Source organism: Parabacteroides caeci, from assembly GCF_023656795.1.
Lineage (GTDB): Bacteria > Bacteroidota > Bacteroidia > Bacteroidales > Tannerellaceae > Parabacteroides > Parabacteroides segnis.
On the sequence record NZ_JAMOKT010000012.1, the window covers coordinates 24,163 to 40,512 of the forward strand.

Sequence of the window (16,350 nt, forward strand, 5' to 3'; positions counted from 1 at the left end):
CAGTTATCAAAAAGTCTCATGTTAAAATTTATATAAGCGAGAACATATTGTTCCCGCCAGGGGAATTACATTAAAAAAATAGTGATTAATCAATTAAATCAATTCTTTTATGGAAAAGAAAAATAGAAGTTTTTATCTGGTTTTCATTTCCGTTTTCCTGCTTTTAGGAAACCTGCTGGCAGAAGCTCAAACGGGAAGGACTATTTCCGGAATTGTTGTATCGGAGGTCGGTAATGAACCTCTGATAGGTGTAAACGTTGTTCAGAAAGGGACTACAAACGGTGCAGTTACGGACCTGGACGGACGATTTACCTTGACTGTTCCGGACGGAAGTGTTTTACAAATTACGTATATCGGTTATCAGGAACAGTTATTGACCGTCAGGCCAAACATTGCAATCTATCAGGTTACTTTAAAAGAAGATTCGCAGGCTTTGGATGAAGTTGTTGTGGTGGGCTATGGCATTCAGAAGAAAAAACTGGTAACAGGTGCGACTGTACAGGTGAAGGGAGACGATATTCAGAAGCTGAACACGGTGAGCGCTTTGGGAGCTTTGCAAAGTCAGACTCCTGGGGTGAACATTACCCAATCATCCGGTATGCCGGGCGAAGGTTTCAATGTGACGATACGTGGTTTGGGTACAACCGGTTCTTCGGGACCTTTATACATTATAGACGGGGTTACCGGTGCGGATATCAATAATCTGAATCCTGCCGATATCGAATCTATTGATGTGCTGAAAGATGCGGCATCAGCTGCTATCTACGGATCACGTGCTGCGAATGGTGTTGTATTGGTGACGACAAAACAGGGGCGTGCCGGAAAAGCGACCATATCTTATGACGGATATTTTGGTGTGCAGAATGTATATAAAATGGTTCCGACACTGAATGCACAGGAATATGCGATGATACAGAATGAAGGTCGTTTAATGGATGGCCTGCCTGCTTATGATTTTAGTTCGATGGTACCCAACTGGGAAAGTTATGCCAATGGAACGAACAAAGGGACGAACTGGTTGGATGAAATGAGGAATGAGAATGCCCCGGTCCAGAATCATGCTCTGAATATTACGGGAGGAAGCGAACAGTCCGTTTATTCTATCGGTATTTCCTATACTTCACAGGAAGGTATTCTGGGTAAACCTGTACAGCCCAAGTATGATCGTTATACATTTCGTCTGAATACCGAGCATACCTTATTAAAAAATAAGGACTTTGATATCATTAAGTTTGGAGAAAATCTTACATATTCTTATACTGAAAAATCGGGAATCTCTATCGGCAACCAGTATCAGAATGATATCAATGGTGCGTTGAAGGCCAATCCGTTCCTTCCTATGTATGACGAAGACGGGAATTATCATTATGCACTGGATTGGGATCCTACCGGTGAAAACCCTGTTGCCCTGATGGATTATGCACATGGTCAGAACCTGACAAAGAAACATAACATTAAAGCGAATGCCTATGTGACTTTACAGCCGATCAAAAACCTGAAGATCAGGAGCAGCTTCGGTTTGACAATGGAAGCTAATTCCTATCGCAGTTTTAAACCGGTTTATGAGTTGGCTTCGAATGTGTATAATAAAGAGAATGAGGTGACTCAACGTATGTTTATCAATTCCGGATGGCTTTGGGAAAATACGGTAAGTTATGATTTCAAAATCAATAATAATCATAATTTCAGCGCCTTGATCGGTCAGTCTATGGAACGGAGTGGTTTAGGTGACAATTTATCGGCTAGCAATGTCAACTCGATTTTTGATGACTTCGATCATGCCTATCTGGATAATACAACCGTTATCTATGCCGATAAAACGACAGTCGGTGGTTCTCCTTATATGAAAAATGGGATCTTACAGAAAAGAGGGATCGCTTCTTTCTTCGGCCGTATCAATTATGATTATAAGGAAACTTATTTGTTGACCCTGGTCATGCGTGCCGATGGTTCATCGAATTTTGCCAAAGGAAATCGCTGGGGTTATTTCCCTTCAGTTTCTGCCGGTTGGGTGATGAGTAACGAAGCATTTATGGAGCCGACGAGAAATTATCTCGATTTCCTTAAAATCCGTGCCAGCTGGGGACAAAACGGTAATCAGGATATCGATCCGTTCCAGTATCTGGCAACGATCTCGTCCCTGAAGTCCAATTATTTCTTCGGACCGGACAAGCAAACTATTTCTTCCGGGGCTTATCCCGATATTTTACCTAATAAGGATGTAACGTGGGAAACTTCCGAACAGCTGGATTTAGGTCTGGATGCCCGTTTCCTGGGTAGCCGTCTGGGACTTTCATTCGACTATTATATAAAGACAACCAAAGATTGGTTGGTACAGGCTCCTATTCTGGATTCCTACGGTACGAACGCTCCTTATATCAATGGCGGTGATGTTCGGAATAAAGGTATTGAACTGGCTTTGAACTGGAATGACCATGTTGGAGATTTTACTTACGGGGTAAACCTGAATTTGTCGCATAATAAGAATGAAGTAACCCGTATTGCCAACTCCGAAGGAATTATTCACGGAAGTCCGAATATTCTGAGTGAAGGTACAACGGAAATGTACCGGGCACAGGAAGGATACCCGATCGGTTATTTCTATGGGTATAAAACGTTGGGTGTTTTCCAGAGTGAAAAGCAGATTGCAGAATATACCGGAGCAAAGCTGTCAGGTACAGCCCCCGGTGACTTGATTTTTGCAGATACGAACAAGGACGGTGTGATTGATGATAAAGATAAATGTATGATCGGTAACCCGCATCCGGATGTTACAATGGGATTGACACTGAACTTCGGATATAAAGGATTTGACCTGGGGATAACGACAAATGCTGTATTCGGTAACCAGATCGCCAAGTCGTACCGGTCGTTTACAGACCAGCCGAAAGAAAACTATACAACAGACATTTTGGGCCGCTGGCATGGTGAAGGCACTTCCAACCGCTTGCCTCGTGTTGCATCCGGAACGAATGTAAACTGGCTGTACATATCGGATATATTCATTGAAGACGGGGATTATTTCCGTATCCAGAATGTGACTTTAGGATATGACTTTAAGAAACTATTCCCCCGTATGCCGTTAGGTCAGGCCCGGTTGTATGTGACAGCTCAGAATCTGGCAACCTTTACCAAATATTCAGGAATGGATCCGGAAATCGGATATGGTGCTGATAAGAGTTGGGTGTCCGGTATCGATGTCGGCTTTTATCCAAGTCCGAGAACATATATGATAGGTGTTAATTTAAAATTCTAATCGATTTAAAATATGAAAAAGATAGCATTTCTTTCATTACTTGTATTCCTGTTTACAGGTTGCGACGGTTTTCTGGATTCAGAAAATCTGGTGAAAAAGGATACGTCGAGTTTTCCGGAAACATCGCAGGATGCATTGGATGCGTTAACCGGAGTGTATTCCATATTACCATCAGTAAATGTAAACCAATGCACTTTTCTGGTATCCGAATTGCTTTCGGATGACCGTCTGGGAGGTGGAGCTGCCGTAGATAGAAGCTGGGCAGCAATGGATCAGCTTAAAAAGATAAATGACGATATGTTCCCGGATTTCTGGAAAAAAATGTATCAGGGGATTTTCCGTTCCAATATGCTGCTGGAAACTCTCGATGTGGTAAAGACATGGGAAAAACCGGAGTTGAAGGATCAGATAGCCGCTGAAGCCCGATTTCTGCGTGCTTACTTCTATTTTGAATTATGCCGTATGTTTGGAACGGTACCTTTGGTTCTGACAACAGAAGCTGTGAATAATCCGCGGGCCGAAGCCAGGGAGTTATATGCTCAGATGGCGGATGATTTGAAATATGCCATTCAGACGTTGCCGGATAAAAAATATGAAGTAAAAGACAGCCAGTTGGGACATGCAACGAAATGGGCTGCCGAATCATTGATGGCACGTGTCTATTTATTTTATACCGGATATTATAAGCAGGACGCCCTGCCATTGACTGAAGGCGGTTCTGTGACAAAACAAGAAGTGATCAACTGGTTGGATGACTGTATTAATAATAGCGGTCATGGGCTGGTTTCCAATTTTGGTAATTTATGGCCTTACGCAAATTCCGCTACGGCTCCTGATTATAAGTTCGCTACAGATAATAACCTGAGTTGGGTGGGAGATGACCTGAATAACGAAACGATCTTTTCCATTAAATATTCTGCAATGGGAAATCATTCTACCAGTATTTATTATGGAAACCAACCGGTACTTTATTTCTCCATTCGTGAACAACCGAATTATGAGAATATATTTCCGTTCGGACAAGGTTGGGGAGCAGGACCGGTCAGTACAAATCTGATAAGCGACTGGGAGATAAGCGAACCAAATGACTTCAGGCGTGCCGCTTCTATCTTGGACGTAAACGATCCGGATGAGAATATAAAAAGTTATACCTGGGGAGCCAGTATGCAGATACAGGAAACAGGTTATTGGCAGAAGAAGTATATCGCAATAAACGCACATCAGGCAAAGTCGGACGGAACGACAGCTTGTGTAAATTACAGTTGCATATTGTATGGACGAACTCCTGACTTCCAGATCGATAACACACAGGATCAGGTGATCATCCGCTTTGCAGATGTATTGCTGATGATGGCAGAGTTGAAACAGGATGTCAGTTATTTGAACCGGGTACGTGAACGTGCCGGTTTAACCCCTCTGGCTGCTTATACGGATAGGGCATTGCAGAATGAACGCCGTTGGGAACTAGCCTTTGAAGGTTCCCGTTATTATGATTTGCTTCGTTGGGGCATTGCAGGCGAATCCCTTGAAAAACAGAACGGTGTAAAAGTTAAGAATAATGGAGTGGATGATGTGATGAATATGGGTAATCTGACACAACGTATCCAGGAAACGGGAGGATTCATGCCTATACCCAAAACACAGATTGATTTATCGGCCGGCGTACTTGAACAAACTCCGGGATGGGGTAATGATGCATTGTATTAATCAAACAGTTAAATGAAATTATATGAAAAAGATAATAATCGCTCTTTTTTCGCTGCTGGCAATGTTTCAGTTGTCTTGTAATCCGATAGAAGAGGAGCATAAACAAGGTAGTGTGATCGCGGAAAGCGAGTTGAAGTTGGATGTATATCCGCTGACAGAGGGAGGAAATAAGATTGTTATGATCAATAATACTCCGATGGTCGGATCTCATTGGAATTATGGTTCAGGCATCTCTGTGCGTCAGCAAGATACGGTACTGGTCCCGTTTTTAGGTGAGAAAGAGATCGTTTTCACCGGAATATGTGCCGGAGGAACCATTTCTACGACCCGTAAGGTGACCATTGACAATATTCTTTATCCGATAGAAGATGAATGGGCCATTTTTGCAGGAACGGATAAAAATGGTAAGGACTGGATGTGGGATTATACAAGTCCGGACGATGTCGTTTGGGGAAATGGCGGCTATCCCGGAAATACCGCTCCGGCCTGGGCAACGATCAAGGCGGGAGATATGGATGATCAAGATCCGGAAGTCGGGAAAGACGGCGTTATGCATTTCGACCTGAACGGTGCCGCCAATTTTACGAAGATAAGTCAGACCGGAAAAGTTGTGGAGAAGGGTAGTTTTAAGTTTGATATGACTAAACAAAAGGTGATGGCTGACGGAACTCCCTGGTCTATCGGTACATTGACAATTGTGGACGGAACGATCCTGAAAGGAGTTTCTCCGAACGAAGGAGGGAAAACGGTTCATGAATTTGACATTCTGAAGTTGACCGAAGATAAATTGGTCCTGGCACATGTCTTGTCTAATGGTTGGGAAGCGTGGTTCTGGTGTTTTAAAGTGAAAAAATAAGAAGGAAAGGTGTGATAGATCATGAAAAAGATAGTTCTGCTTTATATTTTATTCTGTCATTGCGTTTTAGCTTCGGCCCAATATGAACGGGCTGAGCGATGGGAAGAAAAGATTCAGGAGTTAAGGGATAAAAACAGTAAGGAAGGAATCCGACAAGGTTGTGTTTTATTTATAGGTAGCTCTACGTTTACACGATGGGGAGATACACAGAAGTATTTCCCAAACTCGGTGGTTGTGAACAGGGCATTCGGTGGTTCCATGATGTGCGATCAGATCTATTTTTTCGATGAAGTTGTCAAGCCTTTTAATCCTCGCCAGGTCGTTATCTATGAAGGCGATAATGATTTGAATGAGACGGAGACTACTCCAGAACAGTTTATGGAAGATGTCATTTGTATGAGCCGTCTCATTCATTATCATTATCCGGAATGCCGTATTCTGCTTGTTTCCATCAAGCCTTGTCCGGCCCGGGTGAACTCTTTTGAGAAATACAAGAAAGCCAATCGACTGATGGAAGAATATGCTGCATTGTATGATTATATGGATTATGTAAGTGTCTGGGATAAATTTGTCGATGAGAATGATTGCCCTATTATGGAATACTTCAAAGAAGACCATATTCATATCACTCCTGAAGCATATCTTCTTTTTAAAGAAGTGATGGAAGATAAATTGTTGAAAAAGTAGGTAAAACTATGATAAAGATATATTGGTTATGTTTGCTGGCATTCCTGTTGATCGGAGCGTCAGTACAGGGGCAGAGTAACTTGAATTTCGGACGGACCGTCAGGCAACAGGCTGATGAACTTCCCCGTTCAAAAGCCGGAAAGATTATAACGGAAAGGAAAGCCTACCAAGTTGTATCCGGACAGTTACAAAAGGATGAAGAAGGTAATTTCCTGCTTTCCGGCGGTTGGGAGATGATCGAAGGATATAAGCTGGCAGGAAAAGATATGTCTTTGTGGGATACCCGGACAAATGCCGATGAATGGTATAATGCGGTTGTGCCGGGAACGGTCCTTACCACACTGGTCGAACAGTCGGTATATCCGGATCCTTATTATGGCCTGAATAACTTACTGATACCGGATACGCTTTGCCGTATGGACTGGTGGTACCGCATCTCATTCGAGATACCTCAGACGATGAAGGATACGGACTATCATATATTACTGAACGGTATCAACTATAAGGCGGATATCTGGTTGAACGGCATCCGCCTGGGTACAATGAACGGAGCCTTTAAAAGAGGCTTGTTTCCCGTGGCCGGTTTGTTGGATAAGCAGGGAGTGAATACATTAGCCGTTCATATTTTTCCACCCAATAATCCGGGTATTCCGTTTGAAGAGAATAAGGAATGGTTTGGCGGTAATGGTGGTGCCCTTTGTCTGGACGGACCGACTTTTATCTCTTCGGAAGGATGGGACTGGATACCCGGTATCCGGGACAGAAATATAGGTATCTGGCAGGATGTCAGACTGGTTCCGGTAGGTGATGTCCTGATGGAAGATCCTCAGGTCATCACAGATCTGCCATTGCCGGATACGACTTATGCCGATATTAAAATTAAAACGCGGTTGGTGAATACAATCTCCGAGACACAAACGGTTTCCGTGAATGGAAAGATAGGAGATATCTCTTTTTCACAGGAAGTAATACTGAAACCTTCCGAACAAAAAAATATAAGTTTCACACCGGAGCAATTCGGACAACTCCGTATCCATAACCCTGCTTTATGGTGGCCGAACGGTTATGGGGCACAGGCTTTGTATAAATTATCCCTGACTGTGGTCCAAGAGGATCAGGTAAAGCAAAAGAAAGAGATCCGTTTTGGTATCCGGGAACTTTCTTATGAACTGATGGCACAGACTGCCGAAAAGGAAAATATACGTTTTCAGTATAGCCCTACGGATGTAGAGGAAGGAAGATCTTTGTTTGATTACAAGAAGCGTGTATCGGTGGAGAATCCTGCTTTTTCTTCGATAGTCATTCCTTCGTTAACTGACGGAGCAATACAATATCTCCAGAAGGAGACCACTCAGCCGGAAAATCCTTTCCTGACTATTTGTGTAAACGGAAAGCGTATCTTCTGCCGCGGGGGAAACTGGGGAATGGATGATGGTATGAAACGGGTAACCCGTGAACGGTTGGAACCTTATTTCCGTTTGCATAAGGAAGCCAATTTTACCATGGTGAGAAACTGGACCGGAGAATCTACGGAAGAATTGTTTTATACTCTTTGTGATGAATACGGTTTGCTCGTTTGGAATGACTTTTCCATTTCGACTCAGGGATACAACCTGGAACCGTTGGATGATGAATTATTCCTTGCCAATGCCCGGGATATTGTCCTTCGTTTCCGTAATCACCCCTCTATTGCCATCTGGTGTCCACGTAATGAAGGATATGCTCCGGAAATATTGGAAGACGGTTTTCAGAAGATAATCAATACCGTGGATGGTACCCGGCATTATCACGGGAACTCCAGGGATTTGAATCTTTGTTCAAGCGGTCCGTGGCACTACATTGATAATCAGCTGGAGTATCTGACCGGAAAAGCGGATGGTTTCAGTACGGAGTTGGGAGCACCGTCCGTACCGACCGTCGAAACTCTTCGCAAATTTATACCGGAAGAAGATCTATGGCCTATCGGTGATGTTTGGTATTACCATGATTTACACTATGAAAGTTTCGATTGGAAGAACTATATCCGTGATGTGGAAAAGTTAGGACAGGCTCCGTCACGTAATGCGGATGAATTCTGTTCACGTGCCCAGTTCATTAATTATAATCTGTATCGTAATATGTTTGAAGCTTGGAATCAGAAAATGTGGAACTATGCCAGTGGTCTGTTGTTATGGATGAGCCATCCGGCATGGCCAAGTATGATCTGGCAGACTTATTCATATGATTATGAGACGCACGGTTCGTTCTATGGAGCGAAGAAAGCCTGCGAACCGATACATGTCCAATGGAATTCAGTAAACAAAAAACTACAGGTCGTTAATACGACACTTGAAAACATGCCGGGTGCGAAAGCCTTATTTAAGGTGTACGATCTGAAAGGAAAGCAATTGTATGAGAAAAAGATCTCTGTGGAGTTAGAAGCAAACAAGCTGACAGACTGTATGGAAATAGCTTTGCCTCCGGAAATCAGAGACGTTTCGCTCGTCCGGACCCAATTATCTGACCGGTGGGGAAAGATCGTTTCGGAGAATGATTATTGGATCAACCCTTCCGAACCAACCGATTTCTCTGTTTTACAGGAAGGAGGAAAATCAGAACTCCGCATAAAATGGAATACACCGAAGATAAAGGATAATAAGATATTGATCCGGGCAGAGATAAAAAACAACTCGCAAAAGATCGCTACCGGTATCAAAGTGAATGTGCGGGACAAGGAATCGGGAAAGTCGCTATTGCCGGTATATGTTTCTGATGGTTACTTTAACCTGCTACCGGATGAACATAAACAGGTCAGTATAGAGATTTCCGAAAATCTGGCCGGCAAGGAGTTTTACGTATCGGCTGATGAATGGATCAGATAATGAAGAAAATCAATGTGACAAAATAATGATTATGAGAACAAACAAGGTTTTTATACCCGAAGTCTTTTTTACCAATGATTGTCTTACAGGAGAAGATGTTGTGAAATCAACTCGTGTATTGGGTGATCTGGACGGGGTATTCCAGGATAAAGAGGCATATGGGAAGATGAATAAAGAACAGGTCGTTTATCATGTCAGCAGTTATCTCCCGGTTTTGGAGAATACCCCCGGTGGCCTGTTCATGGGTATTACGACACTTTATCCCGGTAAGGTCGGGCAGGAGTATTTTATGACGAAAGGACATTTCCATTCCAACAGCGATCGGGCAGAGTTTTATTGGGGGGTGGAAGGTGAAGGCTTCCTGATCCTGATGGATGAACGAAGGAATGTATGGGCTGAACGGATGTTTCCGGGAAGTCTTCATTACATCCCGGGGAAAGTCGCACATCGGGTAGCCAATACCGGGTATCAGAAATTGGTATTTTCCGCTTGCTGGCCTTCTGATGCCGGACATGATTATGCAACAATTGCCGATGCCGGGTTTGCCCGGCGTCTGGTGGATGTAAACGGAGTTCCTACTTTAGTTTAAAAGGGTATGATTAAATATACTATTGGAATAGATTTGGGAGGTACCTTTATAAAGATCGGCTTGATCCGCTCCGGTAAAATTCTGCATTTTATTGTTTTACCGGCAGACTCGGAAAAAGGACTTCGGATCAATCTACCTAAAATAAAGGATGCAATCAATAATTTACTGCATAACAACGAAGTGCATACTTCTGAGTTGGCGGGAATCAGTCTGGCATTTCCCGGTATCGTGGATGTAAAACATTGCCAGGTGCTTGCCACGAACGAAAAATATGATGATGCGTGTGAGTTGAATTTACAACTTTGGTGTGAGTTGAATTGGGGAGTCCCTTTTTATATGGACAATGACACCCGGATGGCGACAGTTGGAGAATGGGAGTGCGGAGCGGCTCGGGGACTGGATAATGTTGTCATGATGACGATCGGAACCGGGATAGGCACCGGAGTCATTCTGGATGGCCGTGTCCTGTATGGTGAACATTATCAGGCAGGTTCGTTAGGCGGCCATTTTGTTGTCGATTATAAAGGACGAAAATGCAGTTGTGGAAATGTCGGGTGCGTAGAAGCACTTTCTTCATCCTTTTTTCTTTCTTCTATTATAAAGGATAATACAAAATTGACGGCTTCGTTCAGGGACAAGGCTGACTGTTATGACTTTGAAGAAATATTTAGTTTGGCATCTCGGGGAGATATCGATGCTTTGCTTGTGAGAAACGAATGTATGGATGTATGGAGCGCTGCAATTGTGACCTATATACATGCTTATGATCCACAGGTCATTGTGCTGGGAGGGGGAATTATGAAAAGTAAAGATGTCATATTGCCTTATATTCGTGAACGGGTGGAACGGCTGGCCTGGTGTCCCACGGAAAAAGTAAAGATTGTAGCATCGGAATTAGGAGATAATGCAGCAGTGTTGGCGGCAGAATATAGTTTTACCAATAAAAGAAGAAAGAATGAAATTTTATCTGCCTGATCGTTCCGGTCACGATTTTGTATTTGATCCGGGACTCGATATAAAATTAACCGGAGATCCGATAGGCTTTTCTTATGGTCCCGAAATTTTCGGACCAGAGGTAGAAACACGCAGGTTGAAGGATATTTCCGGGAGTTTGATGAACCCTGATTGTGATGGTCCTGATATAGTCTATTCGATAGCCATGGATGTCGGTAAAGTCGTGCATCGGGAATTACTGAAATCCATGCATCTGCTATACGGAGTTGTAACGTATGCAGCCGGTAAGCTGGGGACGGAACCTATCCGTAGCCAGGGGCATATTCATAAAGTGTCCCCTTTCAGTAACTGGTCTACTCCGGAAGTGTATGAGATATGGTCCGGTGAGGCGATTATTTATATGCAGGAATATGCCGGAGACAGTCCCGGACGCTGTTTCGCCGTTTATGCTGGACCGGGAGATGTAGTAGTAGTTCCTCCTTACTGGGTACATGCTACTATCAGTGCAAATCCGGACAGGCCGTTGACCTTTGGTGCCTGGTGTGACCGTGAATATGGGTTTGTGTATGATGATGTTAGAAAACATAAAGGTATAGCCTGGTATCCGGTGTTCGACGGATCGGATGAGATTCAGTGGCAGGTTAATCCTTACTATCTGAAATCGGAATTGATATGCAAATCTCCGTCGGATTATTCGATGTTGGGGATAAAAAAAGATAAATCTATTTATCGTACTTTTGAGGAGGAACCGGATACTTTTCTGTTTGTCCCGTCTCCGCAGATAAAAGAAGATTGTTGGAAGGAATTTGTTCCGTAGAAACATTTATATATAAATTTAATACCATGAAAACAGCGCATAACAGGATGTTGATTTATGTCATAGCCATTATTGCGGCAACTGGAGGTCTGCTTTTTGGCTTTGATACGGGAGTGATATCGGGAGCTATTCCTTTTTTCCAGAAGGATTTTGGAATAGATAACGGAATGGTTGAACTGATTACGTCGGCAGGGTTGTTGGGAGCCATCCTGGGGGCTTTGTTCTGTGGTAAACTGACGGACCGGTTAGGACGCAGAAAAGTGATTTTGGCATCTGCCGTTATTTTTGCGGTTGGGGCAGTCTGGTCAGGGATTGCTGCCGATGCCTGGAATTTAGTATTAGCCCGTCTTTTTCTGGGAGTAGCCATAGGCGTTTCCTCTTTTGCCGTTCCTTTATATATAGCTGAAATTTCACCGACAAAAGTGAGAGGTACGCTTGTCTCCATGTTCCAGCTAATGGTTACGATCGGGGTGTTGGTCTCTTATTTATCCGATTTGTATTTTGCGGATGAAAGCGATATGACTTGCTGGCGGCCGATGTTTTATGTGGGAGTTATTCCGGCTTGTATCCTTTTGATTGGTATGTTTTTTATGCCGGAAACTCCGCGTTGGCTGATGAGTCAGGGAAGGCATGACGAGAGTATCCGCATTCTGAACAGGATAGAAGGGGAAGAGCAGGCAAAGATTTCTTTTCGGCAGATGCAGGAGGAGATAAAAAGAAGTGAAGCGGAGAAGTCCGGGTGGAGAGAGCTTTTACAGCCCTGGTTGAGGACGCCTCTTATTATTTGCATAGGGATTATGTTCTTCCAGCAATTTGTCGGGATCAATACAGTGATCTATTATAGCCCTAAAATCTTTCTGATGGCAGGTTTTGACGGGGCTGTTGCTGCTATATGGGCCTCTGTCGGGGTTGGATTGGTCAATGTTATTTTTACGGTTGTGTCTGTCTATTTTGTCGACCGCCTGGGAAGAAGAAAACTTTATTTTATAGGATTATCTGGAATTGTTGTTTCGCTTTTACTGTTAGGCTTGTGTTTTGTTTATGTAAATCAGTTGGGCGATTCTGTAAAATGGGTGGCTATTTTACTTATATTCTGTTATGTAGCATTCTTTGCCATCAGTATAGGACCTCTAGGATGGCTGATTATTTCGGAAATCTTCCCGTTGAAGTTACGTGGGCTGGGAGCTTCCCTCGGTTCACTTTCTGTCTGGCTTTTTAACAGTATTGTTTCATTTACCTTCTTTAAGATCGTAAAAGCGCTGACAATACCGGGAAAAGAAATCCTTATGGAAGGAGAGGACCTGGGGAATCCTGCCGGTGCTTTCTGGTTTTACGGAGGGATTGCTTTTCTTGCGCTGATCTGGGGGTATTTTTATGTTCCTGAAACAAAGGGCGTCTCTCTGGAACAAATAGAAAGTTTCTGGCGGAAGAGGGAAAGTCCCCGTAAGCTGAAATAATTCTTATATTTGCGGGGAACATAAAAATGTAGCTAATGACAGAGAAAGAAAAATGCCGTCAGGGTTTGTTGTATGATGCCAACTACGATGCTGAATTGTTGTCGGATCGTGAGAAAGCGAAAGAACAGCTTTACGATTATAACCGTCTGCGTCCTTCTCAGCAGGAGGAAAAGACGCAATTACTGAAATCTTTTTTGGGTAAAACAGGAAACAACCTGATCATCGAACCGCCTTTTGCCTGCGATTACGGATATAATATTGAAGTAGGAGAGAACTTCTATGCGAATGTAAACCTGGTTATCCTGGATGGGGCTAAGGTCTGTATCGGTGACAATGCTTTTATTGCCCCGAACGTTGGAATTTATACTGCCGGCCATCCGTTGGATGCAGAGCAGCGAAACCGTGGTCTTGAATATGCCCGTCCCGTAACTATCGGACATAATGTATGGATCGGTGCCGGTGTAAATATCCTGCCGGGAGTAACCATCGGCGATAATACTGTGATCGGTGCCGGCAGTGTGGTAACAAAAGATATTCCATCGAATGTACTGGCTGTAGGAAATCCTTGCCGGGTAGTCAAAGAGATAAAGTGATTTCAAAAAAACATCGTTCCGGTGATACTTGATGATCTGCGGAACGATGTTTTTTCAGATGGAGATATAAAAACTTACAGTTAGCGTACCAGCGGTTGCCATTTCATATAGGTCCCCGTTCGCCATAACCATTCCATTGGGCCATAACGGAAACCTTTCAGCCAATAATGACTAATTGCGATTTGTATGCCTGTATAAGCAAGGCAAACCAATACGCTCAGGAAAACTCCCAAATGACTCCAATCCAATCCGAAACCGGAAAAGATGAAGACACCGGCCACAGACTGTACAATATAGTTTGTCAACCCCATACGGCCGTAACTGACCAACGGTTCTACGGCCCGTTGTACTTTTTGTGAACGATAAACTTCCATTACAATGATTACCCACAGATAAGCGGTTAGCAGATTGATCAGATTGGTGGTAGTCGATCCCATCCATGAATAGAAAGAAACTTCTCCCCAGGCAACCGCCGGAATATAAGGTCTCGCAACGTAAAGCAGACCTAATAATACGAGGGCTGCCAATGCCCAGCGATTTAACCGTTTTCGGAATTCATCCATACGTTCGAATAAACGGATACGTCCAACAATAAGCCCTAAGATAAAAAGTCCTAAAGTCTGGTAGATACGTCCGCTCGATACCTGGAATCTCATTTTACCGACCAGTCCGTTCCAGGCGTTATTCTTTATCGTTTCAGATAAAGTAGGAACTTGCCGGGGACCTGTTGGACGGGATGCAGGTCTGGCAGTAACCTGTTCCACCTGCTCTATAGCCGGTGCCGTCAGACTTTTGTAGACTACCGGTACAAGTGAGGCGCCTCCCAGGAAAAGAAACAAGGTGATACCTGCCAGTAATTTCGTCGGCCATTTATACATTAATACCAACACGAAACCTAATATCGCATATATCAGCAAGATATCCACACGAACAATCAAACCATGCAAATAGCCAATCACTGCCAGTAATAACAATCTCCACAAGAAACGTTTCCGGAAATCAAGCCCTTTCTTCGCCGCCCGGTCCATCTGGATAAAGAAACTTAAACCGAACAGGCAAGAGAAGATAATGAAGAATTTGCCGAAAACCAGATAATTTATAAACCACCTGAAAATCTCATTCAGCGTTCCTTCCCACGGAAACATTGCTTGGGGGGCCATTGTCCCTATCGCTCCAAAATGTTGCATGGCATGAATCAGGCAGATACCGATCAGTGAAAAACCACGCAGGGCATCAATTACTGTAATACGTCCGCCGGGCGAGGTTGATGTTTTATTTATTTCCATTTTATTCGTTTGTAATTAATTTTCATTGACTCTGTTTGATTCTCAACAACCATGCTTCTACATCATCTGGACCATTCGGCATATCTATCCCGGCATCATCATTTTGTGGTTCACGGATATTTTCGGGATCGAGATCTTCGGGTAATGTTGCCGGAATATGAATAGACTCAGGCGTTACCTTATAAATCTTTTGCATCGATTCGTTCAGGTAAGTCGTAGCACCGTAAGTAATAAACGGAATGATTACCTTATTGCCTAAATCATAATTTTCGAGGAATGTACAGACCACCATTGCCGGTTGATGCCACCAGCAAGGCGATCCGACGAATATCGTGTCGTATTGTGCAATCGCCTCTTTGTCGGGAAGGTTTGCTACACCGGGGCGCAGGTCGTTATATGCTTCGTTTTGTATCCGTTCGGTATCATCATAAGGATTCGTCGCATACGGATCGGCTGCATTAATACGGTATATGTCAGCTCCGGTCAGTTCGGTAATACGTTCGGCTATCGCCTGTGTCGTGCCGGTTGCCGAGAAATAGGCCACTAATGTTTTACTGTTCCCGGAAGGCAGGTCGGAAGACTCTGGCTGTTCCGTATCCGGAAAAGAGGTATCATTATTCTCCGAGCAGGCACTTATTGTTGTTGCGGAGAAAAGTAAAAGCGAGATTAATAATAAGTTTTTCATATTGTTCTATTAAGATGTTATTTGTCTAATTTATTTTCATGCAACCATTCAGCCAATAAATCGGCTATCTTGACATTATTGAGATCGGACATCATTTTATTATTCTTTATAATCATTATATTCTTCATCTGTCACCGGATCATACCATTCGGTCGCACCCAGTGAAACCTTTGTGTTGATGGCAATATGTGTAAATCCGCTGTCGGGGGCCGCACCGTGCCAATGTTTCACGTTAGGAGCAATAGCTATAACATCTCCGGGTTTAAGAACCTGAATCGGTTTCCCTTTTTCCTGATAATACCCTTTACCGGCAGTCGCAATCAGAATCTGGCCTCCCGGATGTGAATGCCAGCTGTTACGGGCTGACGGTTCAAATATGACATCGGACACTACCACGTCAAATGTTTTGCTGTCGGTCATCAGACGTTGCAGATAAGCCGTTCCATTGAAATTTACTCCTTCTATGGCATTTCCCTTCGGAAATATCGCCGTCACCGAAGATGTATCGGCAGTTGCAGTTGCCGTTTTATCGGCTTGTTTGGAAGTGCAGGCGCTTAATATGGCAACCCACAGCACTAATATACTTATTTTCTTCATATTGG

General features: G+C 43.6%; 13 protein-coding genes. 10 read left to right on the top strand and 3 right to left on the bottom strand.

Features of this window, described 5'->3' with window-relative positions:
- Window positions 1-109 precede the first annotated feature (109 nt).
- Genes NBH15_RS08205 through NBH15_RS08250 form a run of 10 tightly spaced genes read left to right on the top strand, consistent with a single transcriptional unit; the run spans window position 110 to window position 13,777 of the window.
- Complete coding sequence (locus tag NBH15_RS08205; protein ID WP_244050211.1) at window positions 110-3,256, top strand: SusC/RagA family TonB-linked outer membrane protein; 3,147 nt, start codon at window positions 110-112, stop codon at window positions 3,254-3,256.
- 12 nt (window positions 3,257-3,268) lie between these two features.
- On the top strand, window positions 3,269-4,963 hold the full coding sequence (locus tag NBH15_RS08210) for a RagB/SusD family nutrient uptake outer membrane protein (protein ID WP_186958767.1): 1,695 nt from the start codon (window positions 3,269-3,271) through the stop codon (window positions 4,961-4,963).
- 22 nt (window positions 4,964-4,985) lie between these two features.
- Window positions 4,986-5,819: a hypothetical protein gene (locus tag NBH15_RS08215; protein ID WP_010800147.1), complete on the top strand. Its 834-nt coding sequence runs from the start codon at window positions 4,986-4,988 to the stop codon at window positions 5,817-5,819.
- 21 nt (window positions 5,820-5,840) lie between these two features.
- The gene (locus NBH15_RS08220; protein ID WP_244050212.1) at window positions 5,841-6,506 is read left to right on the top strand and encodes a GDSL-type esterase/lipase family protein; all 666 of its coding nucleotides are present in this window, start codon (window positions 5,841-5,843) and stop codon (window positions 6,504-6,506) included.
- An 8-nt stretch (window positions 6,507-6,514) separates the two neighbouring features.
- Window positions 6,515-9,367, top strand: a complete 2,853-nt coding sequence (locus tag NBH15_RS08225; protein ID WP_244050213.1) for a glycoside hydrolase family 2 protein — start codon at window positions 6,515-6,517, stop codon at window positions 9,365-9,367.
- A 31-nt stretch (window positions 9,368-9,398) separates the two neighbouring features.
- A complete protein-coding gene (locus tag NBH15_RS08230) occupies window positions 9,399-9,956 on the top strand; it encodes a glucose-6-phosphate isomerase family protein (protein WP_244050214.1) in 558 nt (185 codons plus the stop codon).
- Window positions 9,957-9,962: 6 nt separating this feature from the next.
- Complete coding sequence (locus NBH15_RS08235) at window positions 9,963-10,931, top strand: ROK family protein (protein WP_244050215.1); 969 nt, start codon at window positions 9,963-9,965, stop codon at window positions 10,929-10,931.
- The gene (locus NBH15_RS08240) at window positions 10,912-11,727 is read left to right on the top strand and encodes a glucose-6-phosphate isomerase family protein (protein WP_244050216.1); all 816 of its coding nucleotides are present in this window, start codon (window positions 10,912-10,914) and stop codon (window positions 11,725-11,727) included. The genes NBH15_RS08235 and NBH15_RS08240 overlap by 20 nt, the downstream gene beginning before the upstream one ends.
- A 26-nt stretch (window positions 11,728-11,753) precedes the next feature.
- A complete protein-coding gene (locus NBH15_RS08245; RefSeq protein ID WP_244050217.1) occupies window positions 11,754-13,184 on the top strand; it encodes a sugar porter family MFS transporter in 1,431 nt (476 codons plus the stop codon).
- A 35-nt stretch (window positions 13,185-13,219) separates the two neighbouring features.
- Window positions 13,220-13,777: a sugar O-acetyltransferase gene (locus tag NBH15_RS08250; protein WP_010800140.1), complete on the top strand. Its 558-nt coding sequence runs from the start codon at window positions 13,220-13,222 to the stop codon at window positions 13,775-13,777.
- 80 nt (window positions 13,778-13,857) lie between these two features.
- Here the strand turns inward: NBH15_RS08250 and NBH15_RS08255 are convergent, their stop codons facing one another.
- The 3 genes from NBH15_RS08255 to NBH15_RS08265 all read right to left on the bottom strand — a co-directional run bounded on the left by NBH15_RS08255 (window position 13,858) and on the right by NBH15_RS08265 (window position 16,345).
- Entirely contained in the window at window positions 13,858-15,063 is a 1,206-nt protein-coding gene (locus NBH15_RS08255; RefSeq protein WP_250822432.1) for a DUF418 domain-containing protein, read from the bottom strand.
- Between the two features lie 22 nt (window positions 15,064-15,085).
- Window positions 15,086-15,748: a flavodoxin gene (locus NBH15_RS08260; RefSeq protein ID WP_128133793.1), complete on the bottom strand. Its 663-nt coding sequence runs from the start codon at window positions 15,746-15,748 to the stop codon at window positions 15,086-15,088.
- Window positions 15,749-15,847: 99 nt separating this feature from the next.
- Window positions 15,848-16,345 (bottom strand): cupin domain-containing protein, encoded by a 498-nt coding sequence (locus tag NBH15_RS08265; RefSeq protein WP_250822433.1) that lies wholly within the window; start codon window positions 16,343-16,345, stop codon window positions 15,848-15,850.
- Window positions 16,346-16,350: the final 5 nt, after the last annotated feature.